The 25,847-nt window shown below is 54.6% G+C and carries 25 protein-coding genes; 23 read left to right on the top strand and 2 right to left on the bottom strand.

Going from position 1 to position 25,847, the window contains the following annotated elements; translation table 11 throughout:
* Nucleotides 1-298 precede the first annotated feature (298 nt).
* The 6 genes from tar to cheZ are packed head-to-tail and all read left to right on the top strand — an operon-like array spanning nt 299 to nt 6,603.
* Entirely contained in the window at nt 299-1,963 is a 1,665-nt protein-coding gene (gene tar / locus IP582_RS09000; protein WP_193795698.1) for a methyl-accepting chemotaxis protein II, read from the top strand.
* 42 nt (nt 1,964-2,005) lie between these two features.
* Complete coding sequence (gene tap / locus IP582_RS09005; RefSeq protein WP_193795699.1) at nt 2,006-3,604, top strand: methyl-accepting chemotaxis protein IV; 1,599 nt, start codon at nt 2,006-2,008, stop codon at nt 3,602-3,604.
* A gap of 19 nt (nt 3,605-3,623) precedes the next feature.
* Nucleotides 3,624-4,493, top strand: coding sequence for a protein-glutamate O-methyltransferase CheR (gene cheR, locus IP582_RS09010; RefSeq protein WP_039078691.1), 870 nt, complete (start codon nt 3,624-3,626; stop codon nt 4,491-4,493).
* Nucleotides 4,490-5,542, top strand: coding sequence for a chemotaxis response regulator protein-glutamate methylesterase (locus IP582_RS09015; protein WP_039078692.1), 1,053 nt, complete (start codon nt 4,490-4,492; stop codon nt 5,540-5,542). The genes cheR and IP582_RS09015 overlap by 4 nt, the downstream gene beginning before the upstream one ends.
* 16 nt (nt 5,543-5,558) lie before the next feature.
* Entirely contained in the window at nt 5,559-5,948 is a 390-nt protein-coding gene (gene cheY, locus IP582_RS09020) for a chemotaxis response regulator CheY (RefSeq protein WP_039078693.1), read from the top strand.
* A gap of 10 nt (nt 5,949-5,958) precedes the next feature.
* A complete protein-coding gene (cheZ, locus tag IP582_RS09025; RefSeq protein ID WP_165158868.1) occupies nt 5,959-6,603 on the top strand; it encodes a protein phosphatase CheZ in 645 nt (214 codons plus the stop codon).
* Nucleotides 6,604-6,659: 56 nt separating this feature from the next.
* Here cheZ and IP582_RS09030 read toward each other — a convergent pair whose 3' ends face one another.
* The gene (locus IP582_RS09030; RefSeq protein ID WP_193795700.1) at nt 6,660-7,274 is read right to left on the bottom strand and encodes a type II CAAX endopeptidase family protein; all 615 of its coding nucleotides are present in this window, start codon (nt 7,272-7,274) and stop codon (nt 6,660-6,662) included.
* Nucleotides 7,275-7,533: 259 nt separating this feature from the next.
* Here IP582_RS09030 and flhB point away from each other — a divergent pair, with 259 nt between their 5' ends.
* From flhB to IP582_RS09055, 5 genes are all read left to right on the top strand, one after another.
* The gene (gene flhB / locus IP582_RS09035; RefSeq protein WP_193795701.1) at nt 7,534-8,682 is read left to right on the top strand and encodes a flagellar biosynthesis protein FlhB; all 1,149 of its coding nucleotides are present in this window, start codon (nt 7,534-7,536) and stop codon (nt 8,680-8,682) included.
* The gene (gene flhA / locus IP582_RS09040) at nt 8,675-10,753 is read left to right on the top strand and encodes a flagellar biosynthesis protein FlhA (RefSeq protein WP_039078697.1); all 2,079 of its coding nucleotides are present in this window, start codon (nt 8,675-8,677) and stop codon (nt 10,751-10,753) included. Before flhB ends, flhA begins: the two co-directional genes overlap by 8 nt.
* Nucleotides 10,753-11,148 (top strand): flagellar protein FlhE, encoded by a 396-nt coding sequence (locus IP582_RS09045; protein WP_193795702.1) that lies wholly within the window; start codon nt 10,753-10,755, stop codon nt 11,146-11,148. The genes flhA and IP582_RS09045 overlap by 1 nt, the downstream gene beginning before the upstream one ends.
* Before the next feature lie 274 nt (nt 11,149-11,422).
* Complete coding sequence (locus IP582_RS09050; RefSeq protein WP_193795703.1) at nt 11,423-13,000, top strand: MFS transporter; 1,578 nt, start codon at nt 11,423-11,425, stop codon at nt 12,998-13,000.
* A 10-nt stretch (nt 13,001-13,010) separates the two neighbouring features.
* Nucleotides 13,011-14,150 carry a glycoside hydrolase family 105 protein gene (locus IP582_RS09055; protein WP_193795704.1) on the top strand — a complete coding sequence of 380 codons (1,140 nt, stop codon included), beginning with the start codon at nt 13,011-13,013 and terminating at the stop codon, nt 14,148-14,150.
* Nucleotides 14,151-14,343: 193 nt separating this feature from the next.
* Here the strand turns inward: IP582_RS09055 and argS are convergent, their stop codons facing one another.
* On the bottom strand, nt 14,344-16,077 hold the full coding sequence (gene argS, locus IP582_RS09060; RefSeq protein ID WP_039078701.1) for an arginine--tRNA ligase: 1,734 nt from the start codon (nt 16,075-16,077) through the stop codon (nt 14,344-14,346).
* A gap of 289 nt (nt 16,078-16,366) precedes the next feature.
* Here argS and IP582_RS09065 point away from each other — a divergent pair, with 289 nt between their 5' ends.
* From IP582_RS09065 to cutC, 12 genes are all read left to right on the top strand, one after another.
* Nucleotides 16,367-17,095 carry a MerR family transcriptional regulator gene (locus tag IP582_RS09065; RefSeq protein ID WP_039078702.1) on the top strand — a complete coding sequence of 243 codons (729 nt, stop codon included), beginning with the start codon at nt 16,367-16,369 and terminating at the stop codon, nt 17,093-17,095.
* A gap of 213 nt (nt 17,096-17,308) precedes the next feature.
* The gene (locus tag IP582_RS09070) at nt 17,309-17,743 is read left to right on the top strand and encodes a nuclear transport factor 2 family protein (protein ID WP_193795705.1); all 435 of its coding nucleotides are present in this window, start codon (nt 17,309-17,311) and stop codon (nt 17,741-17,743) included.
* Nucleotides 17,740-18,459 (top strand): SDR family NAD(P)-dependent oxidoreductase, encoded by a 720-nt coding sequence (locus IP582_RS09075; protein WP_193795706.1) that lies wholly within the window; start codon nt 17,740-17,742, stop codon nt 18,457-18,459. The genes IP582_RS09070 and IP582_RS09075 overlap by 4 nt, the downstream gene beginning before the upstream one ends.
* Nucleotides 18,456-19,715, top strand: coding sequence for an NAD(P)/FAD-dependent oxidoreductase (locus tag IP582_RS09080; RefSeq protein ID WP_193795707.1), 1,260 nt, complete (start codon nt 18,456-18,458; stop codon nt 19,713-19,715). The genes IP582_RS09075 and IP582_RS09080 overlap by 4 nt, the downstream gene beginning before the upstream one ends.
* Nucleotide 19,716: 1 nt before the next feature.
* Nucleotides 19,717-20,439 (top strand): DUF1365 domain-containing protein, encoded by a 723-nt coding sequence (locus tag IP582_RS09085; RefSeq protein ID WP_193795708.1) that lies wholly within the window; start codon nt 19,717-19,719, stop codon nt 20,437-20,439.
* Entirely contained in the window at nt 20,436-21,656 is a 1,221-nt protein-coding gene (locus tag IP582_RS09090; RefSeq protein ID WP_193795709.1) for a cyclopropane-fatty-acyl-phospholipid synthase family protein, read from the top strand. The genes IP582_RS09085 and IP582_RS09090 overlap by 4 nt, the downstream gene beginning before the upstream one ends.
* On the top strand, nt 21,653-22,138 hold the full coding sequence (locus tag IP582_RS09095; protein ID WP_108701609.1) for a DUF2878 domain-containing protein: 486 nt from the start codon (nt 21,653-21,655) through the stop codon (nt 22,136-22,138). Before IP582_RS09090 ends, IP582_RS09095 begins: the two co-directional genes overlap by 4 nt.
* 5 nt (nt 22,139-22,143) lie before the next feature.
* Nucleotides 22,144-22,662: a hypothetical protein gene (locus IP582_RS09100; protein ID WP_193796218.1), complete on the top strand. Its 519-nt coding sequence runs from the start codon at nt 22,144-22,146 to the stop codon at nt 22,660-22,662.
* Nucleotides 22,659-23,189 carry a DUF3833 domain-containing protein gene (locus IP582_RS09105; protein WP_193795710.1) on the top strand — a complete coding sequence of 177 codons (531 nt, stop codon included), beginning with the start codon at nt 22,659-22,661 and terminating at the stop codon, nt 23,187-23,189. The genes IP582_RS09100 and IP582_RS09105 overlap by 4 nt, the downstream gene beginning before the upstream one ends.
* 13 nt (nt 23,190-23,202) lie before the next feature.
* Nucleotides 23,203-24,162 carry a DUF523 and DUF1722 domain-containing protein gene (locus IP582_RS09110; RefSeq protein WP_039078710.1) on the top strand — a complete coding sequence of 320 codons (960 nt, stop codon included), beginning with the start codon at nt 23,203-23,205 and terminating at the stop codon, nt 24,160-24,162.
* Between the two features lie 109 nt (nt 24,163-24,271).
* Nucleotides 24,272-24,832 (top strand): VOC family protein, encoded by a 561-nt coding sequence (locus tag IP582_RS09115; protein ID WP_193795711.1) that lies wholly within the window; start codon nt 24,272-24,274, stop codon nt 24,830-24,832.
* An 82-nt stretch (nt 24,833-24,914) separates the two neighbouring features.
* Entirely contained in the window at nt 24,915-25,658 is a 744-nt protein-coding gene (gene cutC, locus IP582_RS09120) for a copper homeostasis protein CutC (protein WP_193795712.1), read from the top strand.
* Nucleotides 25,659-25,847: the final 189 nt, after the last annotated feature.

The following is a 25,847-nucleotide window of genomic DNA, read 5'->3' on the forward strand; positions in this document are numbered from 1 at the left end:
CCGCTGATTTCCTCTAAACCCGTCGCATAGTCCGGATTTTTGCATGCGTAAAATCGTATCAATCAAACGTTACGCACCTGTAACAGGAACAGACAAATGAGCCGCCCAGGCAGACGGGCAGATACCAAAACATGACTTTCGCGCTGGCTTTTTTAGTGAAATTACAGACGTTAACATTCCATTTGATGGATGTTACCTCGCACAATGAGATTGAGACGGTTTAATTCCCTTTCGCAAATGTAAAGTTCTATAGCCCCTTGCCGATAACACCGTTAACAAGTTTTCAGGAAGGTGTAGCATGTTGAACCGTATTCGCGTTGTCACAATGCTGATGAGTGTACTGGTAGTGTTTGCGCTGCTGCAGTTGCTCTCGGGCGGGCTTTTATTCTCTTCTCTTAATCAAAATCAGCAAAGCTTTGCGGTTTCCAACGATCTGCGCATGCAACAGACCGAACTGACGAAAACCTGGGAACTGATGCTGCAAACACGTATCAACCTGAGCCGTTCGTCCGCGCGTATGATGATGGACCCGAACAACCAACAAAGTAGCGCTAAAACTGATTTATTAAAAAGCGCGAAATCCAGCCTGGCTGATGCGGCAAAACACTACGATGCCTTCCGTGCCATGCCATCGGTACCCGCGATGGAAGAGACGCGTCAGGTGCTGGATGAAAAGTATAAAACCTATGCGGCGGGACTAACGGAACTGGTGCAGTTTCTGGAAGGCGGCAACATGGATGGCTACTTTGCGCAGCCAACGCAGGGTATGCAAAACGGTCTCGGTGATGCGATGGGCAAATATGCCCAGTTAAGCGAATCGCTGTATCGTAAAGCCTATGACGAAAGCGTAAGTGATTATAACTTTGCAAAATGGCAGATGGCGGCCCTCGCGCTGGCCCTGGTCGTTGTGCTGGCGTTGGTCTGGTACGGCATTCGCCGCATTCTGCTGGCGCCGTTGACCGCCGTCATTAAACACATTCGTGAAATCGCCAGCGGCAATTTGACCGATACGCTGGTGGTTGAAGGGCGCAGTGAGATTACCGATCTGGCCCAAAGCGTTGATCATATGCAGCGCTCATTGATTGATACGGTAACCAATGTGCGTGCCGGTTCTGATGCTATTCACTCTGGCACCAGCGAAATCGCCGCGGGTAACAATGACCTGTCATCGCGTACCGAAGAACAAGCGTCGGCGCTGGAAGAGACGGCTGCCAGTATGGAAGAGCTGACCGCAACGGTGAAACAGAACGCCGAAAATGCCCGTCAGGCATCGCTGCTGGCGAAGAGCGCCTCAGAAACCGCTGAACGCGGCGGTAAAGTGGTGGATGGCGTGGTGAAAACCATGCATGACATTGCCGCCAGTTCGCAAAAAATTGCCGATATTACCGGTGTCATCGACGGTATTGCCTTCCAGACCAATATCCTTGCCCTCAACGCGGCGGTTGAAGCCGCCCGCGCCGGTGAGCAGGGTCGTGGCTTTGCGGTGGTTGCTGGCGAAGTGCGTAACCTTGCCAGCCGCAGCGCTCAGGCGGCAAAAGAAATCAAAGCGCTGATTGAAGACTCTGTCTCCCGCGTGGATACCGGTTCGGTACTGGTTGAAAGCGCCGGTGAGACGATGGGCGATATCGTCAGTGCAGTAACCCGTGTAAACGACATTATGGGTGAGATTGCTTCGGCCTCTGATGAACAGAGCCGTGGCATCGACCAGGTTGCGCTGGCGGTATCCGAAATGGATCGCGTCACGCAGCAAAACGCCTCGCTGGTACAACAATCTGCCGCCGCTGCGGCTGCATTAGAAGAACAAGCCAGCAGTTTGACGCAAGCGGTTTCAACTTTCCGTCTCTCTTCTGTCCCTACAAAAATCGCGCAAGGAGCGCTTAATCCGGCGGCAGACATTACGAGGGTTCCTTCCAGAGCCCGTCAGCTAACGACCGGACAAAACGATAACTGGGAAACTTTTTAACTGCTTTAACCCGCGGCACTTTGCCGCCTGATGGGAGCGTTGATGTTAAACCGTATTCGAATTTCTACGACACTGTTTTTGATCTTGATCGTTTGTGGCGTTTTGCAGGTAGGGAGCAACGGATTGTCGTTTTGGGCGTTTCGTCAAAGCACCGCCCATTTAACGGAAGTTGAAAAAAGTAACATCCAGCGCAGCGCGCTTATGCAAACCCGCGCCTGGTTATTACAGGCCAGTACATCACTGAATAAAGCCGGTACGTTAACGGCGCTGAGTTATCCGCCGGAAGATATCAAGGCGCTGATGAAACAGGCGAAAGATAATCTGAAAGATGCCGATAACAGTATTAATGAGTTTCTGAATATCCCGGCGTTGACCGATGAGGGTAAGCGTCTGCAGGAAGGGACAAAAGCCGCTTATATAGCCTGGCATGGCGATCTGGAACACCAGGCCGCGTGGCTCGAAAGTAACCAGCTATCCGATTTTATGTCGGCGCCGGTTCAGCAGTCCCAGGATGCGTTTAATCAAAACTTTACGGCCTGGCAGCAGCATATTAACCACTTTGTGGAAATAGCTAAGGCTGAGGGCCTGAACAACTATCAGCGCTCGGCGGTGATTTTTGTGGTGGTGGTGATTCTGGCCGCGTTGCTGACATCGTCCGCGCTGTGGTGGTCGCGTAAGATGATTGTTCAGCCACTGGCCATTATCAGTAGTCACTTTGACAGTATTTCTGAGGGCAATCTGGCGCGATCGATTGCAGTATCTGGTAAAAATGAAATTTCAGCCATTTTTGCCAGCCTCAAAAAGATGCAGACTGCACTGCGTTCTACTGTGACCGATGTTCGCCAGGGCAGCTATGCGATGCATACCGGTATCTCGGAGATTGCCGAAGGCAACAACGATCTGTCGGCGCGTACAGAGCAACAGGCGGCGTCGCTGGCTCAAACGGCGGCCAGCATGGAACAGTTAACGGCGACTGTGGGACAAAACGCTGATAACGCTCGTCAGGCATCTGTTCTGGCACAGAGCGCGGCGGAAACGGCGCGTAAGGGCGGGCAGCAGGCGTCGAATGTGGCAAGTACTATGCATGAGATCGCAGCCAGTTCGCAAAAGATTGGCGATATTATCAGCGTGATTGACGGTATCGCTTTCCAGACCAATATTCTGGCATTAAACGCGGCGGTAGAAGCGGCGCGGGCAGGGGAGCAGGGACGTGGTTTCGCGGTAGTTGCCGGTGAAGTGCGTAACCTCGCCAGCCGAAGCGCGCAGGCTGCCAAAGAGATCAAGGGCCTGATCGAAGAGTCGGTTTCACGTGTTGAGCAGGGATCTGTGCTGGTGGATACCTCTGCGCAAACCATGATGGAGATCGTCCACTCAGTCACCCAGGTGAACGATATTATGGGCGAAATTGCCTCTGCTTCGGATGAACAGCGCCGGGGTATTGAGCAGGTCGCACTGGCAGTAAGCCAGATGGATCAGGTGACCCAACAGAATGCGGCGCTCGTTGAAGAAGCCGCCGCGGGAACCGATCAGTTAGCGCATCAGGCAGATCATCTGACCTCCTTGGTGGCTGTGTTTAAGTTAGAAGAACATGTCGTTACATCAGACGCGGTACTCCCCAAAGGAGTGCCGGTTGTATCCTAAATCAGAATGAGAAGGCGCTATGACATCATCAATGCCTACCGGGCAAACGTCATCACTCATGCAACAGATGACTCAGCGTCTTGCGCTGTCTGACGCGCATTTTCGTCGAATATGTCAGTTGATTTATCAGCGCGCAGGGATCGTGCTCGCCGACCACAAGCGGGACATGGTCTATAACCGCCTTGTTCGTCGTTTACGCACCCTTGGGCTGGATGATTTTGGTCGCTACCTGAGCATGCTGGAAGCGAACCAAAATAGCGCCGAGTGGCAGGCTTTTATAAACTCGCTGACCACTAACCTCACGGCATTTTTCCGGGAAGCTCACCACTTCCCGGTCCTTGCGGAGCATGCCCGTAAGCGTACCGGCGAGTATCGCGTCTGGAGTGCCGCGGCGTCGACTGGTGAAGAGCCATATTCCATTGCGATTACGTTGGCAGATGCACTCGGTATGGCGCCGGGTCGTTTCAAGGTAATTGCCAGCGATATTGATACCGAAGTGCTGGAAAAAGCCCGTAACGGTGTATATCGCCAGGATGAATTGAAAACGCTGTCGCCGCAACAGCTACAGCGTTACTTCATGCGCGGAACCGGGCCCCATGCCGGTCTGGTGCGCGTGCGTCAGGAACTGTCGAATTATGTTGATTTCACCTCGGTGAATTTGCTCGATAAACAATATAACGTCCCTGGACCGTTTGACGCGATTTTTTGCCGTAACGTAATGATTTATTTTGATAAAACGACGCAGCAGGATATCTTGCATCGTTTTGCACCATTGCTTAAGCCTGACGGACTACTTTTTGCCGGGCATTCGGAGAATTTCAGCAACCTTGTGCGTGAGTTTAGCCTGCGTGGTCAAACCGTTTACGCGCTGAGTAAGGATAAAGCATGAGTAAAATCAGGGTAATGTCCGTCGATGATTCTGCATTGATGCGCCAAATCATGACCGAAATTATCAATAGCCACAGCGATATGGAAATGGTGGCGACGGCGCCGGATCCGTTGGTTGCACGGGATTTAATTAAAAAATTTAACCCTGATGTGCTGACGCTTGATGTGGAAATGCCGCGGATGGACGGTCTGGATTTCCTGGAAAAACTGATGCGCCTGCGTCCGATGCCGGTCGTGATGGTTTCTTCCCTGACGGGAAAAGGCTCAGAAGTGACGCTGCGTGCGCTGGAGTTAGGGGCGATTGATTTCGTCACTAAACCCCAGCTCGGTATTCGCGAAGGGATGCTGGCCTACAGCGAAATGATCGCCGAAAAAGTGCGTACCGCCTCGCGCGCGCGCCTTGCGGCACATAAACCCATGTCGGCAGCCCCGGCAGCGTTGAAGTCTGGTCCGTTGTTAAGTTCGGAAAAATTGCTGGCCATTGGCGCTTCAACCGGAGGAACAGAGGCAATTCGTCATGTACTCCAGCCATTGCCGCTGTCAAGTCCAGGTATTCTTATTACGCAGCACATGCCGCCAGGGTTCACCCGTTCGTTTGCCGAACGCCTGAATAAGCTGTGCCAGATCACCGTGAAAGAGGCGGAAGATGGTGAGCGTGTCCTGCCAGGACATGCGTATATTGCGCCGGGCGACAAGCATATGGAGCTGGCGCGTAGCGGGGCAAACTATCAGATTAAGATCCACGATGGGCCGCCGGTGAACCGTCACCGTCCTGCTGTGGACGTACTGTTTCATTCGGTCGCGAAATACGCCGGGCGCAATGCCGTGGGGGTTATCCTCACCGGGATGGGCAATGACGGTGCGGCCGGAATGTTAGCGATGCACCAGGCTGGAGCCTGGACCATTGCACAAAATGAGGCAAGTTGTGTGGTGTTCGGCATGCCGCGCGAAGCTATCAATATGGGTGGCGTCAGCGAAGTGGTCGATCTTAGCCAGGTAAGCCAGCAGATGTTGGCAAAAATTAGTGCCGGACAGGCAATACGTATTTAACGAGGAGTGATGTTTTATGGCGGATAAAGAGCTCAAATTTCTGGTTGTCGACGACTTTTCCACGATGCGTCGTATCGTGCGCAACCTGTTAAAAGAGCTGGGGTTCAACAACGTCGAGGAAGCCGAAGACGGCGTTGACGCGCTGAACAAACTCCAGACCGGTGGTTTTGGTTTCGTCATTTCCGACTGGAACATGCCGAACATGGACGGACTGGAACTGCTTAAGACGATTCGTGCTGACGGCAACATGTCTTCGCTGCCGGTACTGATGGTCACGGCAGAAGCGAAAAAAGAAAACATTATCGCGGCGGCTCAGGCTGGCGCGAGCGGCTATGTAGTGAAACCTTTCACTGCTGCAACCCTGGAAGAGAAACTCGGTAAGATTTTCGAGAAACTCGGCATGTGAGGACTGGACGATGATTCAACCTTCAATTAAACCTACGGAAGAACATTCAGCCAGCGATATCATTGCCCGTATCGGTAGCCTGACACGTATGCTGCGTGACAGTTTACGTGAATTGGGATTGGATCAGGCGATTGCTGAAGCGGCGGAAGCCATTCCTGATGCCCGTGATCGTCTTGATTACGTGGTGCAGATGACCGCGCAGGCAGCTGAACGCGCACTCAATAGCGTCGAGGCGTCGCAACCGCATCAGGATGCGATGGAAAAAGGGGCCAAATCCCTGTCCAGGCGTTGGGATGAGTGGTTTGAAAATCCTATCGAGCTGAAAGATGCCCGTGAACTGGTGACCGACACCCGTAAATTCCTCGGGGATGTGCCGGGCCACACCAGCTTCACCAACGCGCAACTGTTAGACATCATGATGGCGCAGGATTTCCAGGACCTTACCGGTCAGGTTATCAAGCGTATGATGGATGTGATTCAGGAAATTGAACGACAGCTTCTGATGGTGCTGATCGAAAACATTCCCGATCAGTCTGCGCGTCCGAAACGTGAAAACGAAAGTCTGCTCAATGGGCCGCAGCTTGATGCTACGAAAGCGGGCGTGGTGGCAAGCCAGGATCAGGTTGACGATCTGCTCGACAGTCTCGGTTTCTGATGCTCTTGCACTGAACCATACTGATAAAACGGGAAGCAGCAATGCTTCCCGTTTTTTTAGCTCATCGTGGACAAGGAAAATGAGGCGGTGTTATTTAGCATATGTAGCAGCATTGGCAGCAGTAGCCCACCGGATGTCATTCTTACCACGCAAAGCAGAGCCGAAAAAGTAAACAGCCAGATAAAGGTGGCTGGCGCGTGATATTGCGTATGCATAAGCGCAAAGGCTACCGAAGTCACCACGATGCTCTGCTGCCTGGCAAAGCGTCCCCAGCGCAGAAAGGCGTTGAGTAAGAAGCCGCGAAAAATCACCTCTTCACAAAATGGGGCAATAAAACAAATGGCGAACGCCAGCCCCCAACGCGCAGAAACCGAGTAGCTCTTTAGCGATGCCACCCACTCTTCTTCGATCCCCAAAAACTGCCAGACAATATTGAGTGCGATAATAGCCAGTAAGCCCAATGCGAAATAACCGGGGTTAAATTGCCCCAACGGCATAAAAGGGTAGTGATGGTTGTAGTATCGCCAGAGCAGGAGTGTGCACGGCAAGCTCACGGCCAGGCCGACAAATAGCGCAGCAAAACCTGAATGATAGAGCGCGGCATAATTGGGTAGCAGTGCCACAATAAAGAAAAAACAATGATAAATCAGTACCGCTGCGAGACACATCATTGTGTGATGACGTCTTTGCTCCTGATTGAACAGCATGGTTATCATCCCTGTGTTAATTACGTTTTATATCTTTTATATAGGCATACGCTGCAAAAGCAGCTTTTCTGACCCACGCGGTAGTATATCGTTGGCGGATAAGTACATGTACTTTTCCTTTTCTCAAATCGCGAAAACCCCGTGTTTTTATGCCTTACTCTGCCCATTAGACCGACTTGACTCTGGCATTATGTCATCAAACATCTACCCGTGGATTTGAGCCGTGGCAGACGATAGCGACGACAAAACAGAAGCCCCCACACCCCACCGAAAAGAGAAGGCCCGTGAGGAAGGGCAAATTCCCCGATCGAAAGAGCTGACATCAATATTGATGCTCTTTGTTGGGGTGGGCGTGCTCTGGATGGGTGGGGACGCGTTTGCCCGCAAACTGTCGGGTATCATGTCGTCGGGTTTACGTTTTGATCATGGCATTATCAATGACCAAAAAATGATCCTTGGGCATCTCATCGAGTTGCTCAAAAATGCCGTGCTGGCGCTATTGCCGCTGGTGACTGGTGTGGTGCTGGTGGCGCTTGCTGCTCCCCCGGTACTGGGTGGACTGGTATTAAGCGGAAAATCGGTACAGTTTAATTTTTCCAAAATTAACCCGTTGAGTGGTATTAAGCGCCTGTTTTCAGCGCAGGTCGTGGCAGAGCTGGTCAAGGCCATCATGAAAACGGCCCTGATGGGCAGCGTGGCCGCCTTTTATCTGTGGCATAAATGGCCGGAAATCATGCGCCTGATGATGGAAGCGCCGGTCACTGCGATGGCCAGCGCGCTGAATCTGGCCGGGATGTGTTGCCTGTTGGTCGTGCTGTCGATAATCCCGATGGTGGGGTTCGACGTCTTCTGGCAGATCTACAGCCACCTGAAAAAATTGCGCATGTCCAAACAGGATATCCGTGATGAATTTAAACAGCAGGAGGGTGACCCGCATGTTAAGGGGCGTATCCGCCAGCTACAACGTGCCGCGGCGCGCCGTCGTATGATGGCAGATGTGCCGAAAGCCGATGTGATTGTAACGAACCCGACGCACTACTCCGTCGCACTGCAATATGACGAGAATAAAATGAGTGCGCCAAAAGTGATTGCGAAGGGTTCTGGTTTGATTGCGCTGCGTATTCGTGAAATTGGCAGCGAAAACCGTATTCCGATTCTTGAGGCGCCGCCGCTGGCGCGCGCCCTGTACCGCCATGCTGAAATCGGTCAGCAGATCCCAGGCCAGCTTTACTCGGCCGTGGCTGAGGTTTTAGCCTGGGTATGGCAATTGAAACGCTGGAATTTGGCCGGGGGCAAACGCCCGGCCAGACCTGAAAATCTCCCAGTGCCAGAGTCGCTGGATTTTATGAACGAGAAGGACACTGATGGCTAATCTGGTGGCAATGTTGCGTCTGCCTGGCAACCTGAAATCAACACAATGGCAAATTCTGGCGGGGCCCCTGCTGATTTTGTTGATTCTGTCGATGATGGTTTTGCCGTTGCCGGCATTCGTGCTCGACCTGCTTTTTACCTTCAACATTGCGCTCTCGATTATGGTGCTTCTGGTGGCGATGTTCACCCAGAAAACCCTCGAGTTCGCGGCATTTCCCACCGTATTGCTGTTTACCACGTTGCTGCGCCTGGCGCTGAACGTTGCCTCTACCCGTATCATTCTGTTGGAAGGCCATACCGGCACGGCGGCGGCGGGGAGGGTGGTTGAAGCCTTTGGTCACTTCCTTGTTGGCGGTAACTTTGCCATCGGTATCGTGGTGTTCATCATCCTCGTTATCATCAACTTTATGGTTATCACCAAAGGTGCGGGGCGTATCGCGGAAGTGGGCGCACGTTTCGTACTGGACGGGATGCCGGGTAAACAGATGGCGATCGACGCCGACCTTAACGCCGGGCTTATCGGTGAAGATGAGGCGAAACGTCGTCGTTCCGATGTGACCCAGGAAGCTGACTTCTACGGCTCTATGGACGGTGCGAGTAAGTTTGTGCGCGGTGACGCCGTCGCGGGCATCCTGATCATGGTTATCAACGTCATCGGCGGTCTGCTGGTGGGCGTGTTGCAGCATGGCCTGTCGATGGGCGATGCGGCGCAGAGTTACACCCTGTTGACCATCGGTGATGGTCTGGTGGCACAGATCCCGGCGCTGGTTATCTCCACCGCAGCGGGTGTTATCGTGACCCGCGTGGCAAACGATGAAGACGTTGGCCAGCAGATGGTTAGCCAGTTGTTTACTAACCCACGCGTAATGGTGCTCAGTGCCGCGGTACTGGGTCTGTTTGGCCTGGTCCCAGGTATGCCGAACTTTGTCTTCCTGCTTTTCACCGTGGGTCTGCTGGCGCTGGCCTGGTGGCTGCGCGGTAAAGAAGAGAAGGCGCCGGCGGAAGCGACGCCAATCAAGATGCCAGAAAATAACCAGGCGGTGGAAGCCACCTGGAATGATGTGCAACTGGAAGATTCACTGGGCATGGAAGTGGGCTATCGCCTGATTCCGATGGTGGATTTCCAGCAGGATGGCGAACTGTTGGGGCGTATCCGCAGTATTCGTAAAAAATTCGCCCAGGACATGGGGTTCCTGCCGCCGGTGGTGCATATTCGTGACAACATGGACTTGCCGCCTGCCCGTTACCGCATCCTGATGAAAGGGGTGGAAGTGGGGAGCGGTGATGCCTATCCGGGGCGCTGGCTGGCGATTAACCCGGGGACCGCAGCAGGTTCGTTACCAGGGGAACAGACTGTCGACCCGGCCTTTGGCCTGGCGGCTATCTGGATTGAGAGCGCCCTCAAAGAGCAGGCGCAGATCCAGGGCTTCACCGTGGTGGAGGCCAGTACGGTTGTCGCAACGCACCTGAACCACGTGATCGGCCAGTTTGCGCCGGAGCTGTTTGGGCGTCAGGAAGCGCAACAACTGCTTGACCGCGTGACGCAAGAAATGCCGAAACTCACCGAAGATCTGGTGCCGGGAGTTGTTACGCTGACAACGCTGCATAAAGTGCTGCAAAACCTGCTGGCAGAAAAAGTGCCGATCCGCGATATGCGCACCATTCTGGAGACGCTGGCAGAACACGCTCCGCTGCAAACCGATCCCTACGAACTGACCACGGTTGTTCGCGTGGCGCTGGGCCGTGCGATTACGCAGCAATGGTTCCCTGGCAGTGGCGAAGTGCAGGTTATTGGCCTTGATACGCCGCTCGAACGCCTGCTGTTGCAAGCATTGCAAGGCGGCGGTGGGCTGGAGCCGGGCCTTGCCGATCGTTTACTTGAGCAAACCCAGGAAGCATTGCAGCGTCAGGAGATGCTTGGCGCGCCGCCGGTACTGCTGGTCAACCATGCGTTACGTCCGTTGCTGTCTCGCTTCCTGCGGCGCAGCCTGCCGCAACTGGTGGTGTTGTCGAACATGGAAATGTCAGATAACCGTCCTATTCGGATGACGGCGACCATCGGAGGCAAATAATGCGTAAGCTTGCCGGGTTACTTCTTGCGTTGCCTTTGTTTGTCCATGCCGCCGGAAACGGCGCATGGCAGGCAAGCAATATCGGGGTCATTCTCAGCAATCGTGGGCAGGCCATGTCATCGCGTGTTCTTGCCCCTTCGCAGCCGGTCAATGGCCTGATGACGGTAGTTTCGTGGCGTTATGAGCTAATCGGCCCGACGCCTGCGGGGTTAAATACACGCTTGTGTAGCCAGACACGCTGTGTGCAACTCGACGCCCAGAGCGGAACCACTGTCGCCTTTGCCGATGTGCCCGCGATTGAGCCGTTACGCTTTATCTGGGAAGTTCCCGGCGGTGGAAGATTGATTCCCGCCTTCAATGTTAGCAGTATCCAGGTTATCGTTAACTACCGCTAGCCGCTCGTCTTTTCACCAGCCATCATCGTTCTTCTCAGGAATCTGATGGCTGGCTCGCAAATTATGACCCTGCCTTTTGAACCAAAAGAAACGCTGTTTTATAAATCAGTGAAGCGCGTTGCGGCACTCTTTGTATTTTTGCCATTTGCCTTCCGGTCGTGGCAGAAACAGAAAGGTATCCCAAAGCACATACTCTTACTTTAGCCGTGTAAGCATTACCTTTGGCGAAGCCGGATTGCCAGAGGTCCCTCACTAATAAACAGGGTTAACGGCAATGAAAACACGTAAAATTGGATTGGTTAACTACCTCGCCTATGGTTCGGGCGACTTCCTGGGGGCGGGTACGACAGCACTTACCGCCGCATGGCTACTCTATTTCTACACCACGTTCTGTGGCCTGACGCCTATCGAAGCGACGTTTATTTTTGCGGCTGCCAGGGTACTGGATGCGGTGGTGAGTCCATTGATGGGCTTTTTAACCGATAACTTCGGCTCGACCTGGCTGGGTAAACGCTTTGGTCGCCGTAAGTTCTTTATCCTGTTAGGTATCCCCTGTGTGTTCAGCTACTCCATTATGTGGGTAGGGGACATGAGCTTCTGGTATTACCTGTTGACATATCTGCTGTTTGATGTGGTCTATACCATGATCCTGGTGCCGTACGAAACGCTGGTGCCAGAAATGACCGATGATTTCAAACAGAAAACCAAATTCTCTGGCGCGCGTATCTCGATGGCGCAGATGTCCGCTATCCTGGCCTCGTTTCTGCCTGGTCTGCTGCTGGCCCACTTCGGTAAAGACAACCCAATCTCTTTCTTCTACGCAAGCCTGGTGTTCTCTGTGCTGTGCGCACTGATGCTGACTTTTGTCTGGTGCTTTACCTGGGAGCGTCCGCGTGAAGCGTGGACCGAAGCCGCGCTGCGTGCCGAAGCTGAGAAAAAACACCTGACGCTGGGGCAGAGCCTGCGTCGCCTGTTTGTTGAGCTGAGCTCAACGCTGCGCATCAAGATTTTCCGCCAGCACCTGGGGATGTACCTGGGCGGCTATATCGCACAGGACGTCTTTAACGCCGTCTTTACCTACTACGTTGTTTTCGTTCTGATGCAGGAAGCGTCTGTCGCGTCTAACTTGCTGGGCACCATGGCTATCTTCCAGTTTATCGCCGTTATCGCCATGATCCCGCTGTGCATCCGTTTTGGACCGGCGCCGTCTTATCGCATGGTGGTAGTGCTGTTTGGTCTGAGCGCGGCATCTTTCGCCATCCTCTACTGGGCGGGCCTGAGCGACATCTATGCCTTGCTGCTGCTGGTGTCTGCCGTTGCCGGTCTGGGCCGTGGGGGTATCAACTACGTGCCGTGGAACACCTATACCTATATCGCGGATATCGATGAAGTGGTTACCGGCCAGCGTCGTGAAGGGATCTTCGCGGGCATCATGACCCTGACCCGGAAAGCCTCTCAGGCCGGTGCGGTCATGCTGGTGGGGATTGTGATGCAGGCATCCGGTTTTGTCTCCGGCCAGAAAACGCAGGTGCCGGAAGTGAGCCATACCATCCTGATGATCATGTGCTTCGGTACGTTGCTGGTGCTGGCCTGCGGTTTCCTGGTCTCTCTGCGTTTCAAACTGAACCTGAAAACCCACAGCGTCCTGCGTGAAGAGACGGCCAAAATGCGTGAGTCCGGTCGTGTAATTCCGGAAAGCGCAACGCCGCAAGCGCGTGCCACCGTTGAGATGCTGGCCGACATGCCGTTTGAGTCCCTGTGGGGCAACAACAATATCGGCTATCTGAATCGTAATAAACCTGCCGCGCCTTCCCTGAAAGAAAACGCGTCACTGAAATCGACTTACAACTGAGGTTAAGAATATGAAGGTTTGGCCTGTCAAACATAGCCCGTTACTTTGTCAGCCAGAGCGTTTTATCGCCCGCGACGAGCTGAAATCATTGATTCAGAAGATCACGCATAATCTGGTCAATATTCACGACACCACCGGCGAGTTTTTACTGCGGCTTGACGACGGGCGTGTGATTGACACCAAAGGTTGGGCGGGCTGGGAATGGACCCACGGCGTCGGTTTGTATGGTATGTATCAATATTATCAGCAGACGGGTGACCAGACGGTGCGTGACGTGATTGATAGCTGGTTCGCTGACCGTTTTGCCGAAGGCGCGACGACCAAGAACGTAAACACCATGGCACCGTTTCTGACGCTGGCGTATCGCTATGAAGAGACCCGGAATCCAGCTTTCCTGCCATGGCTGGAGACCTGGGCTGAGTGGGCGATGAATGAGATGCCGCGTACGGATCACGGCGGTATGCAGCACATCACTCTGGCAGAAGAGAACCATCAGCAGATGTGGGATGACACCCTGATGATGACTGTTCTGCCGCTGGCGAAAATCGGTAAGCTGCTTAACCGTCCTGAGTATGTGGAAGAGGCGACCTATCAGTTCCTGCTGCATGTACAGAACCTGATGGACAGGGAGACAGGCCTGTGGTTCCACGGCTGGAACTACGAAGGTTGCCATAACTTCGCGCATGCCCGTTGGGCGCGCGGCAATAGCTGGCTGACCATCGTCATCCCGGATTTCCTGGAGCTGGTGGATTTACCGGCAAACAATGCGGTACGCCGTTATCTGGTACAGGTGTTGAACGCACAAATCGCTGCGCTGGCGAAATGCCAGGACGACAGCGGGCTGTGGCATACGCTGCTCGACGATCCGACATCCTATCTTGAGGCGTCGGCAACCGCCGGTTTTGCCTACGGTATTCTGAAAGCGGTACGTAAGCGTTATGTTGGCCAGGAATATGCGCAGGTTGCTGAGAAAGCGATCAAAGCAGTGGTGAAGAATATTTCACCTGAAGGCGAATTGCTGCAGGTCTCATTCGGTACCGGTATGGGCAGCAATCTCGAGTTCTACCGCCAGATCCCGCTGACTTCTATGCCGTATGGTCAGGCCATGGCGATGCTGTGTCTGACCGAGTATCTGCGTAAGTATTTCTAAGCTTCCCCGGCGGCGCGAAGCTTGCCGGGGCTACCTTTGGCGCGGGCGGTAGATGCTGTGAACGGAACCCACCTCCTGAGCTGCATATACCCCTCACCCTGGCCCTCTCCCTGGGGGCTCAGGGGATCTTTATCATGCATGGCGATATAAAAACAAAACCCGGCATTTGCCGGGTTTTTTACAGACCGTCGATTTACATACGTTCTATGGTTTCGATACCGAGCGTATCCAGACCCAGTTTCAGGGTCTTCGCGGTAAGCAGCGCCAGTTTCAGACGACTGTTGCGGACTTCTTCATTCCCGGCGCTCAGAATCGGACAATGTTCATAGAAGCCAGAGAACAGACCGGCCAAATCGTACAGATAGGCACACATCACGTGCGGTGTCCCTTCACGGGCAACCACGTTCAACGTCTCTTCAAACTGCATCAGGCGTGCGGCCAACTGGGCTTCGCGATCTTCGCTGATCACCACCTTCGCGGCGAGAAGGGCGCTTTCGTCGACCTCTGCTTTACGGAACACTGACAGCACGCGGGTATAGGCGTATTGCATATATGGCGCGGTGTTACCTTCAAACGCCAGCATATTGTCCCAGTCGAAGACATAATCGGTGGTACGGCTTTTGGAAAGATCCGCGTATTTCACCGCGCCGATACCTACGGCATTAGCCAGTTTTTCCAGCTCGTCTGCTGGCATATCCGGGTTCTTCTCGGCCACCAGACGACGGGCACGCTCCAGCGCCTCATCAAGCAGATCAGCCAGTTTCACCGTGCCGCCCGCACGGGTTTTGAACGGCTTGCCGTCTTTACCCAGCATCATGCCGAACATATGGTGTTCGAGAGACACAGACTCCGGTATATAACCGGCCTTACGCACGATAGTCCAGGCCTGCATCAGGTGCTGATGCTGGCGGGAGTCGATGTAGTACAGCACACGGTCTGCATGCAGCGTTTCATAACGGTATTTGGCACAGGCAATGTCGGTGGTGGTATAGAGGTAGCCGCCATCTTTCTTCTGGATGATCACACCCATCGGCTCGCCTTCTTTGTTCTTGAACTCGTCCAGGAACACCACGGTTGCGCCTTCGCTCTCCACTGCCAGCCCTTTGGCTTTCAGATCGGCCACGATCCCCGGCAGCATTGAGTTATAGAGGCTTTCGCCCATCACGTCTTTACGCGTCAGGGTAACGTTCAGGCGGTCATAGGTCATCTGGTTCTGGGTCATGGTAATGTCGACCAGTTTGCGCCACATCTGCAGGAAATATTCATCGCCACCTTGCAGTTTCACGACGTAGCTACGGGCGCGCTCGGCGAAGGCCTCATCTTCGTCGTAATGCTTTTTGGCTTCGCGGTAGAAACCTTCAAGATCCGCCAGCGCCATTTCACCTGCGTTTTGCTGCTGTTGCAGCTCCAGCCAGGCAATCAGCATACCGAACTGGGTACCCCAGTCACCCACGTGGTTCGCGCGGATCACGTTATGGCCGAGGAACTCCAGGGTTCGCACGGATGCATCCCCGATGATGGTTGAACGCAGGTGGCCAACGTGCATCTCTTTCGCCACGTTCGGCGCTGAATAATCGACAACGATGGTTTGTGCCTGCGGCTTCGTGATGCCCAGACGGTCGGACTGCAACGCCAGGCTTACCTGGTCTGCCAGAAACTCCGGGGCCAGGAAGATATTGATAAAACCAGGCCCGGCGATTTCCACTTTGCTGGCGATCCCGCTGAGATCGAGATGAGTCAGTACCTTCTCGGCCAGTTGTCGCGGTGCCATGCCCAATTTTTTGGCAATTGCCATCACGCCATTAGCCTGATAATCGCCGAACTGGACTTTTGCAGACTGGCGGACCTGCGGTTCGCAATCCGCATCCGCACCTGCGGCAATGAGCGCCTGACCGACTTTTTCTGAGAGTAGAGCCTGAATATTCACCGGGATACCTTACATTGATGACGCGGCACATAAGGGCAGGCCGCGTCCGGGTGTTGATTATGAAAGGCGGGAGTATACTGCAAATGCCCGCAGGCGTCAGCACCGTAACCCGGTGGTTCACGTCAAAAAGCGTGGCCTGTTAGCGCCCGGATGAACGCTTAACACATTCGCTCATGGACGTGTTTTCAGCTCCCTCATCCGAAACGCCAGGCGCCTGATCTTACTCGCTATCCTGCGTGGGGGATTTATCCGTAGTATAGTAAGAAGAGTTTATTTCTTTGAGCGTACTATGACTTATTCCATTGGCGAATTTGCCCGGCTTTGCGGGATAACGGCGACCACACTACGCGCCTGGCAGCGCCGCTACGGTCTGCTCAAACCGATGCGCACGGAAGGTGGGCATCGGCTTTACAACGATGACGACGTGCAACAGGCGCTTAAAATTCTCGACTGGGTGAAAAAAGGGGTGCCTGTTAGCCAGGTTAAACCGCTGCTGGCAAGGCCAGAGATGCGGCGGACGAACAACTGGGTCACCCTGCAAGAAAATATGCTTTCACGGCTGAAAGAGGGGAAGATTGACTCTCTGCGACAGCTTATTTACGACTCCGGACGTGAGTATCCTCGCCCGGAACTGGTCACGGAAGTGTTGCGCCCGTTGCGCAGTAAAATGTCCGCCAATATTGCGGCAATGATGACGCTACGTGAAATCCTCGACGGCATTATTATCTCCTACACCTCGTTTTGCCTTGAAGGGGATAAGCGCGCGCCGGGCGATAATTATTTAATCACCGGCTGGCATCTGACCGACCCTTGTGAAATCTGGCTTGAAGCGCTGCGGCTGACCGGGCAGGGGCATCGCATCGATATCCTTCCGGTTCCGCCAGCAATGTTGGCGCCGGAGATTTTGCCGACAAGAAAATGGTTGCTGGTCACCAGCGGTAAGTTATCGGCCGCGCGTAAAAAACAGATTGAACTGTGGCAATCGCAGGTCAATTCCCTCGACGTTATTACCCTCTAACGCCTCTCTTCTGCCTGCGTGCATGGTCGCTACATAGCGACCTGGACGCTTACGCCTTTTTCTTAAATTAAGCATAAAAATTAATCACATTTAATTTATTGATATTTAAAGTTTATAAAATATTTACGCAACAAAACTTGGACAAATATAATTAATTGTGTAAGTTTTAGATCAAGCGATAGCCGCGTTTTGTCAACGGAAAGGGTAAAACCCATGAGCACCATGCAGTCCGTCATTGATCGGTTTGTTCATTACTACGCTGAACTGGACAGCCAGCCGCCTTCGGCGCTGAGCGCGCTCTATCATCCCGATGCTGTGTTGCAGGATCCGTTTGGCGAGCATCACGGATTCGTTGCTATCCATCGTTACTTCACCCATCTACTGGCAAATGTTGAACAGTGCCGTTTCACCATTGATCCCCCGCTTTGTGATGGTCAGCGTTTTGCGGTGACCTGGACCATGCACTGGTCGCATCCGCATATCCGTGGCAACGAACCCCTCACGCTGCCAGGCTGTTCGGTTGTGGAAGTGCAGGGGGAGCACGTCTTACATCAGCGTGATTATTACGACGCCGGGGAGATGCTGTATGAGCATCTTCCCGTACTGGGCTGGGCGGTCCGCGGTGTGAAAAAGAGGGTCCGCGCATGAAAACGGTGCTTATCACGGGTGCCAGTTCGGGTATTGGCGAGGGGCTTGCTAAATCCTTCGCCGCCGATGGCTATCTCGTCATTGCCTGCGGACGCGATCCATCGCGTCTTGAGGCGCTACAGCAGCATAGCCCTAACATTCGTCTGCGCCTGTTCGATATGACAGACAGGGACGCCTGTCGCCAGGCGCTGGAAGGGTGTTCTGCCGATCTGGTTATTCTCTGTGCGGGCACCTGCGAATATCTGGATCACGGGGTGGTGGATGCCGCTCTTGTCGAACGGGTGATGAGCACCAATTTTCTTGGCCCGGTGAACTGTCTTGCCGCGCTCCAGACACAGCTTGAACCCGGAAGTCGCGTTGTGCTGGTCAGTTCGATGGCGCACTGGCTGCCATTTCCCCGCGCCGAAGCCTATGGCGCGTCAAAAGCTGCGCTCAGTTGGTTTGCTGACAGTTTGCGTCTGGACTGGGAGCCGAAAGGGATCGCTGTCACCGTGGTCTCGCCGGGCTTTGTCGACACCCCGCTGACCCGTAAAAACGACTTTTCTATGCCTGGTCAGGTGAGCGTCGGGCAGGCGGTAACGGCGATTCGTCGCGGTCTCGCAAAGGGCACAAAACATATCGTATTTCCGGGCGCTTTTGGATTGCTGTTGCGCTCGCTCTCCTCTCTTCCCGCGGTTGTGCAGCGGGCATTCTTGCGCAGGATGGTACGGCCATGAACATTGCAATTATTGGTAGCGGCATTGCAGGGCTGACCTGTGCATGGCGGCTGGCCGGTCATCACAAGGTGACGCTATTTGAAGCACAAGCCACGCCCGGCGGGCATACGGCTACAGTGGATGTCGCCACGCCACAGGGGAGATGGGCTATTGATACCGGTTTTATCGTCTACAACGATCGCACCTATCCGCGTTTTATGGGGTTGCTCAGCGAACTGGGTATTGCCGGGCAGAAGACGCAAATGAGTTTTTCCGTCCACAATCCGCAAAGTGGGCTGGAGTATAACGGTCACACCCTTGCTTCGCTGTTTGCCCAGCGCCGAAATCTCATTAACCCATCTTTCTGGCATCTGCTCAGCGATATCGTGCGTTTTAACCGCCAGGCAAAACAGGCTCTCGCGGGCAAGGTAGATGAGAAAGCCACACTGCAAAGCTTTCTCGATGAGCACCGGTTCAGCGCCTTTTTTGCCCGCCACTACATTCTGCCGATGGGGGCGGCCATCTGGTCATCGTCCCTGCAAGAGATGCGGCGTTTCCCGTTGCCGCTGTTTCTGCGCTTCTTTGAGAATCATGGACTGCTGGATGTGACCCACCGTCCGCAGTGGTATGTGGTACCCGGCGGTTCGCGTGAGTATATCCGCACCATGCTCGCCAAACTCGGCGACCGCCTGACGCTGCATCTCAATACGCCGGTGCAGAGTGTTACCCGCCATGATAAGGGGGTGGAAATCCAACTTGCCGATGCGACCTCTACGTTTGACCACGTTATTTTTGCCTGCCACTCCGCACAGGCGCTGGCGATGCTTGCCGATCCCACGGTTGCGGAAACAGAGATTCTCGGCGGTATCGGCTGGCAGCGTAACGAAGTGGTCTTGCACAGTGACCGACGCTGGCTCCCGGAACGTGAGCGTGCCTGGGCAAGCTGGAACTACCGCCTGAGTGAGCAGGATCAGGCCAGCGCGTGTGTGACCTACAACATGAATATCCTGCAAGGGCTGCCAAAGGAAGCGCCTTTATTCTGCGTAACATTGAACCCGGACACGCCCGTTGATGAGCTCTACGTCTGGAAACGCTTTGTTTATGAGCACCCGCTGTTTAACCCACAAAGCTGGCAGGCACAGGCGCGGCGGGGTGAGATTAATGGCCGTCAGCGTAGCTGGTTCTGCGGCGCTTACTGGTACAACGGCTTTCATGAGGATGGTGTTCGCAGTGCGCTCGATGTGGTGCAGGGCATCGCCCATGGGGAGGGCCAGTAACATGAACAGTTGTCTTTATGAAGGCGTTTTACGCCATCGGCGTCTTCTGCCCCGTGAGCACCATTTCAACTATCGCGTATTTATGGCCTGGCTCGATCTGGATGAGCTGGATGCACTCCCGATGTCAGGCATTCGTCGTAACCGTTTTGCTGCCGCCGCCTTTTATGACGAGGATTATCCGCTGGGATCGCCGCTTAAGGCGAAAGTTCTCGAACGGCTGGAAAATCTGACCGGCGAACGTCCGCAGGGGCGGGTGATGTTGCTCACTCAACTGCGCTATTTCGGCTTTCATTTTAACCCGGTCAACTTCTATTACTGCTACGACCAGCAAGACGTTCTGTGTTGGGTGCTGGCCGAGGTGCGCAATACGCCCTGGAATGAACGACATTACTATGCCGTTGACGGACAGAATGCCCGCCCGCTGGAAAAAGCGTTCCACGTTTCCCCGTTTAATCCGATGGATATGGTCTATCACTGGCGCTTTAACCGTCCTGGAAAAACGTTGCATATGCATATCGAAAACCATCAGGAGGCGAAGGTCTTCGACGCCACGTTGCGTCTGACCCGGCGCCCATTAACGCGCGCTGCACTCATGTCCTTGCTGTTGCGTATTCCGCTCATGACGCTCAAGACCGTGATGGCCATTTATTGGCAGGCGCTGCGTCTGTGGCTTAAGCGCGTACCTCTTTATAACCATCCCGTCAGCAGGAGTGAACGCTCATGACCGATCCCGTCTTTGCGCTTGAACCCGATATGCCGCGTAATGCTCGCGTCGCGCGCTGGTTGCTCTTTCGCCTTCTGAACGGTTTACGCGTGGGATCTCTCACGCTTCGCGAGGGTGGGCAAACTTACCATTTTGGCGACACTGCCGCCGCGTTGCGTGCAGAGGTGCAGATCCTTTCCCCGGTCGTTTACTGGCGTTTACTGACTGGCGGTAGCCTTGCGGCGGCGGAAGCCTGGATGGATGGCGAGTGGGAGACGCATCAGCTTACCTCGCTGTTGCAGATTTTAGCGCTCAACAGCCTGGTTTTAGGAAAACTGGAAAGCGGCTTTCGCCTGCTCGGGCGTCCGATTGAGCGGCTACGCCACTGGACACGGCGTAACGACCGTCTGCAGGCGCGGGAAAACATTGCCGCGCACTATGACCTGGGGAATCTTTTTTACGCCCAATTCCTGGATGAACAGTTGCTCTACTCCAGCGCGCTGTTCACCGCGCCCGATCAGGATCTCGCCAGTGCGCAGCAGGCAAAAATGGCGCGACTGTGCGAACAACTGGCGCTAACGCCGGACGATCACCTGCTGGAGATTGGCACCGGATGGGGGGCCATGGCGGAGTATGCCGCACGTCATTATGGCTGTCGGGTGACCACCACCACGCTATCACGCGAGCAGTACACGTGGGCTCAGGCACGCATTCTGCAGGCAGGCTTGCAGGATAAGGTTCAGGTTTTGCTGTGTGACTATCGCGACCTGACCGGACAGTTCGACAAACTGGTTTCGATTGAGATGATTGAAGCGGTAGGAAAACGCTATCTCCCGACCTTCTTTCGAACCTGTCAGGCGCGCCTGCGCGCAGGTGGGAAAATGGCAATTCAGGCCATCACCATTCAGGATCAGCGCTACAGCGATTACAGCAAAAGCGTCGATTTTATCCAGCGTTACATCTTTCCCGGCGGTTTCTTGCCGAGCATAACGGCAATGAACAACCTGATGACCCGCCACACCGATTTTGTGGTGCGCAATGTGTTCGATATGGGGCCCGATTATGCCCGCACTCTCGCGCACTGGCGTCAGCGTTTCGTTCAGGCCTGGCAAGAGATTGAAAAACTGGGGTTTGATGAGCGTTTTCGCCGCATGTGGCTTTACTATTTTGGCTACTGCGAAGCGGGTTTCAATGCACGCACCATCAGCGTGGTGCAACTGACCGCGGAACGTGTATGAACCGCCATCTGCAGGTTTTCTTCATGGCCGTGGCGTTCGATCTTTACTGGACGCTGGTGGTGCTGTTTCGTGAGCGCGGCATTATCGTCTGGCTCGCACTGGCGATGCTCGCCTGCGTTATGCTTGCGCCAGCGCTGCGCATATATGCCCTGGTGCTGGCCGTGGCTGGCGGCTCGCTGGATGCCCTCTGGGCGCTTACCGGATTGATCCGTTTCAGCGGAGATGGCGTGCTGCCATTGTGGATGGTGGCGCTGTGGCTGATGTTTGCCGTCGTCTGGACCCGGCTCACCCACACCAGTGCCTTGCCGGGCTGGACGCTGGCGTTGCTGGCGACGCTGGGCGGGCCTGTTGCTTACTATGTCGGTGAACGGCTGGGGGCGATTACATTCCTGCAACCGAACTTTATTGTGCTGAGCTGGCTCGGACTCGGATGGCTGGTACTGGCGCTTTTTTTCCATTTATTGATGGGGAGGCGGCAATGAAAGCTCTGCGCTTTGCGCTGCTATTACTGACAGCCGCCGCTCCCTTAGTGAGCGCCTCCGACTGGCTAAACTGGCGCAAAACCGGTGACGCAACATTAACCTGGGGGCCCTTTACCGTTTATACCTCGCAACTGCGCACGCCGCAGGGGCGTTATATCGCAGCGGATCAGGACCAGGCGTTAATCATTACCTACGCGCGGGACATCACGCGTGATGAACTGGTCGATGCGACTCGCGAACAGTGGCAGGCGCTGGGCATTCTGACGCAGGAAGCGCAGAGTCAGGCCTGGCTACGCACTCTGGCAACGCTCTGGCCGGATGTCCATTCGGGCACGCAACTGGCGTTTGTTCTGCATGATAAACAAGGGCAGTTCTGGTATCGCGCTTCGGCGGCGCAAAAAGCCTTTACCCCGCTGGGTCCACCACAATCCCTGGCGTTCAGCATCAGCTTTCTGGCCATCTGGCTCGATCCCCATACGCAATACCCCAGGCTGCGTCAGCAGCTCATTGGAGGTGAACAATGAAACGCATTCTGGCATTTGGACTGACACTTCTCTTAATGCTGACGGGCTGCAGTAGCGAGATAAATGACTATCAACGCCAACAGCCGTCGCTCGATATATTTCACTATTTTCAGGGCAAGACCGAAGCCTGGGGCATGGTGCAGGACTATAGTGGTAAACAATTGCGCCGCTTCCACGTTGAGATAGAGGGCGACGTAGTGGGCGACACGCTGACACTCAACGAACATTTTGTGTACGACGATGGCGAAAAACAGCAGCGGGTGTGGCATATCCGGCGTACCGGTAACGGCCGCTATGAAGGGACTGCTGGCGATATCGACGGTGTCGCACGGGGTCAGGCGGCAGGCAATGCCTTTAACTGGCGTTACAGCATGAACGTGACGGCTGACGGGAAAACCTGGCTGCTACACTTTGATGACTGGCTGTATCTGCAGGACGATACACACCTTTTCAATAAAACCGCCATGAAGAAATTCGGCATTACCGTTGCAACGGTCACGCTCTTTTTCACCCGAAAAACACAATAAAAAGGAGAGGGGTATGAAAACTCAACCGACGATTGGTATCAGCGGCTGTTTGACCGGCTCGGCCGTGCGTTTCGATGGCGGACATAAGCGCATGGGGTTTGTGATGGACGAACTTGCCCAGTGGGTGACCTTTAGCCCTGTCTGCCCGGAGATGGCTATGGGGCTGCCCGTTCCCCGCCCGGCGTTGCGTCTGGTTCAGACCGCCAGTGGCGAGACCCGGATGCGCTTTAGCCAGGCGCCGAATGAGGATGTCACCCAGAAAATAGATGACTTCACCACGGCGTATCTACCCCGCGTTGCCGAACTGGCCGGTTTTATCGTCTGTGCGAAATCACCGAGTTGCGGAATGGAGCGCGTGCGACTGTATGATGAAAAAGGCGGGAGAGGGCGGAAAGAGGGGGTGGGGCGTTTCACCGGCGCGTTACTCTCGGCGTACCCGTGGCTGCCGGTGGAAGAAGACGGTCGCCTGCACGACCCGGTATTGCGCGAGAACTTTGTGGAGCGCGTATTCGCGTTATATGAGCTCAATACCCTGCGGGCACGCGGTCTGACCCGTCATAGCCTGCTCGATTTTCACAGCCGCTACAAACTCCAGTTGCTGGCACATCATCAGGCGGGATACCGGGAGATCGGGCCGTTTGTCGCGTCACTTTCCCAGTGGGACAACCTGGAGGCGTTTTTCGAGGCTTACCGGGAAAAACTGATGGCGATCCTCAAACACCCGGCCTCCCGCAAGAATCACACTAACGTATTGATGCACATTCAGGGGTATTTTCACGGCAAACTTACGCCTCGTCAGCGCGGTGAGCTTCGGGAGGTGATTCTTCACTATCGCGCCGGGCTGCTGCCGATACTTGCCCCCTTAACGTTGCTCAAACATTACCTTGGCGAATACCCTGACCACTATCTGCTGGCACAAAACTATTTCAATCCCTATCCCAACGATCTGGGGCTTCGCCTGAACCTCAAATAACCGGGTGGCAGTGACGTCAGACGCGGGTGATGTCACTGCATAACCTGAGTTGGTGCCATGCGAAGAACAGGGTAAAGTATCGCCCGAATTCATCGCATGGGAATAAACAATGGCTGGCTGGCAACATATTGACGAGCTGCAGGATATCGCTGCAGATCTCCCGCGTTTCATTGAGGATCTGACACACCTTGTCACCCGACTGGGGCTGGATATCCGTGACCTCAATGCTGACCATATCTCCTTGCGCTGTCATCAGAACGCGACGGCTGAACGCTGGCGTCGCGGCTTTGAACAGTGCGGTGAGCTGCTCTCAGAAAACCTTATTAATGGCCGACCTATCTGTCTGTTCAGGTTATCGCAACCGGTGCAGGTTGCGCACTGGGCATTTAGCGTGGTCGAACTGCCGTGGCCGGGGGAAAAACGTTACCCGCACGAGGGGTGGGAGCATATCGAAATTGTACTGCCGGGTGAGCCGGAAAACCTGAATGCCCGCGCGCTGGCGCTGCTTTCGGATGAGGGGTTGAGCCAGCCAGGCATTTTTGTGAAGACCAGTTCGCCAAAAGGTGAACGAGAGCGCCTGCCGAACCCCACGCTTGCCGTGACCGATGGTAAAGTCACCGTCAAATTTCACCCCTGGTCGATAGAAGAGATAGTCGCCAGCGAGCAATAGAATCTCACTGTGTGAGGGCGCTTAGCACGCAGGTTGCCAAATAATGCCATGCTGAGCACGCTGCATCTTAAAGGAAGAAGAGATGACGTTACTGGAAATATGTTGCTATAGCGCAACCTGTGCGGAGATCGCGCAGCAAAACGGGGCGGACCGCATTGAGCTGTGCGCCGCGCCGAAAGAAGGCGGGCTTACCCCCTCACTCGGGACGCTTAAAGCTGCCCGTCAGCGGGTCACCATCCCTGTGCACCCGATAGTGCGCCCGCGCGGGGGCGATTTTTGCTACAGCGACGATGAATTCGCCGCCATGCTAGAGGATATCCAGGCCATTCGCGAACTGGGTTTTCCGGGAATGGTGACCGGCGTGCTGGATGAGGAAGGCAATGTCGATATGCCGCGTATGCAACAAATTATTGAGGCCGCAGGGGGGATGGCGGTCACTTTTCATCGCGCTTTTGATATGTGTGCAAAACCGCGTGAAGCCGCTGAAAAATTGAGAGATTTAGGGGTTGCCCGCATCCTGACGTCAGGTCAACAGGCGAGCGCAGAAAAAGGTCTTTCATTAATTATGGAACTAAATACCCATTCAGGTGTTCCAATCATTATGGCTGGCGCGGGTGTTCGTGCAGCGAACCTGATGCGTTTTCTTGACGCAGGCGTGAAAGAAGTTCACAGCTCAGCGGGTATCTGGACACCATCGCCTATGCGTTATCGCAATACAGGATTGTCCATGTCGTCGGACGCCGCCGCGGATGAGTATTCGCGCTATGGTGTGGACGGCGAGGCAGTGGCGGTGATGAAGACAATGATTGTTCAGCATCGCCCATAACCGGTTTTTACCGCGCATCATGTCGCCCAATATGATGCTTGCTCGTACCAGGCCCCTGCCATTAACAGGGGCCTTTTTTTATCTTTCGCCTGCATATTCCGGCCTGCAACGGCGTTGGCTTTCCTCGCTCACTCCGGTCACGTAGTTATCTACGCTCCCGGGGATGCGCCGCGTCGCCGCCTTGTTGCA

Source organism: Citrobacter sp. BDA59-3 (assembly GCF_015167655.1).
GTDB classification, from domain to species: Bacteria; Pseudomonadota; Gammaproteobacteria; order Enterobacterales; family Enterobacteriaceae; genus Phytobacter; species Phytobacter diazotrophicus.

What these genes read in the sequence shown, in the direction of transcription:
- IP582_RS09065 (WP_039078702.1), top strand. Translation starts at nt 16,367, where the DNA reads ATGACTTATTCCATTGGCGAATTTGCCCGGCTTTGCGGGATAACGGCG.
- tap (WP_193795699.1), top strand. Translation starts at nt 2,006, where the DNA reads ATGTTAAACCGTATTCGAATTTCTACGACACTGTTTTTGATCTTGATC.
- cheR (WP_039078691.1), top strand. Translation starts at nt 3,624, where the DNA reads ATGACATCATCAATGCCTACCGGGCAAACGTCATCACTCATGCAACAG.
- cheY (WP_039078693.1), top strand. Translation starts at nt 5,559, where the DNA reads ATGGCGGATAAAGAGCTCAAATTTCTGGTTGTCGACGACTTTTCCACG.
- IP582_RS09070 (WP_193795705.1), top strand. Translation starts at nt 17,309, where the DNA reads ATGAGCACCATGCAGTCCGTCATTGATCGGTTTGTTCATTACTACGCT.
- IP582_RS09105 (WP_193795710.1), top strand. Translation starts at nt 22,659, where the DNA reads ATGAAACGCATTCTGGCATTTGGACTGACACTTCTCTTAATGCTGACG.
- IP582_RS09115 (WP_193795711.1), top strand. Translation starts at nt 24,272, where the DNA reads ATGGCTGGCTGGCAACATATTGACGAGCTGCAGGATATCGCTGCAGAT.
- IP582_RS09080 (WP_193795707.1), top strand. Translation starts at nt 18,456, where the DNA reads ATGAACATTGCAATTATTGGTAGCGGCATTGCAGGGCTGACCTGTGCA.
- IP582_RS09085 (WP_193795708.1), top strand. Translation starts at nt 19,717, where the DNA reads ATGAACAGTTGTCTTTATGAAGGCGTTTTACGCCATCGGCGTCTTCTG.
- IP582_RS09030 (WP_193795700.1), bottom strand. Translation starts at nt 7,274, where the DNA reads ATGATGTGTCTCGCAGCGGTACTGATTTATCATTGTTTTTTCTTTATT.
- flhA (WP_039078697.1), top strand. Translation starts at nt 8,675, where the DNA reads ATGGCTAATCTGGTGGCAATGTTGCGTCTGCCTGGCAACCTGAAATCA.
- IP582_RS09050 (WP_193795703.1), top strand. Translation starts at nt 11,423, where the DNA reads ATGAAAACACGTAAAATTGGATTGGTTAACTACCTCGCCTATGGTTCG.
- IP582_RS09110 (WP_039078710.1), top strand. Translation starts at nt 23,203, where the DNA reads ATGAAAACTCAACCGACGATTGGTATCAGCGGCTGTTTGACCGGCTCG.
- tar (WP_193795698.1), top strand. Translation starts at nt 299, where the DNA reads ATGTTGAACCGTATTCGCGTTGTCACAATGCTGATGAGTGTACTGGTA.
- IP582_RS09075 (WP_193795706.1), top strand. Translation starts at nt 17,740, where the DNA reads ATGAAAACGGTGCTTATCACGGGTGCCAGTTCGGGTATTGGCGAGGGG.
- cutC (WP_193795712.1), top strand. Translation starts at nt 24,915, where the DNA reads ATGACGTTACTGGAAATATGTTGCTATAGCGCAACCTGTGCGGAGATC.
- cheZ (WP_165158868.1), top strand. Translation starts at nt 5,959, where the DNA reads ATGATTCAACCTTCAATTAAACCTACGGAAGAACATTCAGCCAGCGAT.
- IP582_RS09055 (WP_193795704.1), top strand. Translation starts at nt 13,011, where the DNA reads ATGAAGGTTTGGCCTGTCAAACATAGCCCGTTACTTTGTCAGCCAGAG.
- IP582_RS09095 (WP_108701609.1), top strand. Translation starts at nt 21,653, where the DNA reads ATGAACCGCCATCTGCAGGTTTTCTTCATGGCCGTGGCGTTCGATCTT.
- IP582_RS09015 (WP_039078692.1), top strand. Translation starts at nt 4,490, where the DNA reads ATGAGTAAAATCAGGGTAATGTCCGTCGATGATTCTGCATTGATGCGC.
- IP582_RS09090 (WP_193795709.1), top strand. Translation starts at nt 20,436, where the DNA reads ATGACCGATCCCGTCTTTGCGCTTGAACCCGATATGCCGCGTAATGCT.
- IP582_RS09045 (WP_193795702.1), top strand. Translation starts at nt 10,753, where the DNA reads ATGCGTAAGCTTGCCGGGTTACTTCTTGCGTTGCCTTTGTTTGTCCAT.